General features: G+C 47.3%; 1 protein-coding gene. It reads left to right on the top strand.

Features of this window, described 5'->3' with window-relative positions:
• On the top strand, positions 1-1184 hold a 1184-nt coding region (gene tuf / locus R8269_RS25205; RefSeq protein ID WP_017822038.1), incomplete at its 5' end, for an elongation factor Tu.
• Between the last annotated feature and the right edge of the window lie 14 nt (positions 1185-1198).

Raw genomic sequence — 1198 nt, forward strand, 5'->3', positions numbered from 1 at the left:
TGTCTAAAGAAAAATTTGAACGTACGAAACCGCACGTTAACGTTGGTACTATCGGCCACGTTGACCACGGTAAAACAACTCTAACTGCAGCTATCTGTACTACTCTTGCTAAAGTTTACGGCGGTGTAGCTAAAGACTTCGCATCTATCGATAACGCTCCAGAAGAGCGTGAGCGCGGTATCACAATCGCAACTTCTCACGTTGAGTACGACACTCCATCACGCCACTACGCACACGTTGACTGTCCAGGACACGCTGACTATGTTAAAAACATGATCACTGGTGCTGCACAGATGGACGGTGGTATCCTAGTTGTTGCTGCGACAGATGGCCCAATGCCACAAACTCGTGAGCACATCCTACTAGGCCGTCAGGTTGGTATCCCATACATCATCGTATTCATGAACAAATGTGACATGGTTGACGATGAAGAGCTACTAGAACTAGTAGAAATGGAAGTTCGTGAACTTCTATCTGAATACGATTTCCCAGGTGATGACCTACCAGTTATCCAAGGTTCTGCACTAGGCGCACTAAACGGCGAAGAGCAGTGGGAAGCGAAAATCGTTGAACTAGCAGAAGCTCTAGATACTTACATCCCTGAGCCAGAGCGTGCGGTAGATCAGCCATTCCTAATGCCTATCGAAGACGTATTCTCAATCCAAGGTCGTGGTACAGTAGTAACTGGCCGTATCGAGCGTGGTATCCTAACTGTAGGTGACGAAGTTGCTATCGTAGGTATCAAAGACACTACTACAACTACATGTACTGGTGTTGAGATGTTCCGTAAGCTTCTAGACGAAGGCCGTGCAGGTGAGAACGTTGGTGCACTTCTACGTGGTACTAAGCGTGACGAAGTTGAGCGTGGTCAAGTACTAGCTAAGCCTGGTTCAATCACTCCACACACTAAGTTCGAATCAGAAGTATACGTACTGTCTAAAGATGAAGGTGGTCGTCACACTCCATTCTTCAAAGGCTACCGTCCACAGTTCTACTTCCGTACAACTGACGTAACTGGTGACATCCAGCTACCAGACGGCGTAGAAATGGTAATGCCAGGCGACAACGTACAGATGACTGTAGAGCTAATCGCACCAATCGCAATGGACGAAGGTCTACGTTTCGCGATCCGTGAAGGTGGCCGTACAGTAGGTGCTGGTGTTGTTGCTAAGATCTTCGACTAATTCATAGCGAATTA

The organism is Vibrio sp. Vb0667 (genome assembly GCF_033391095.1).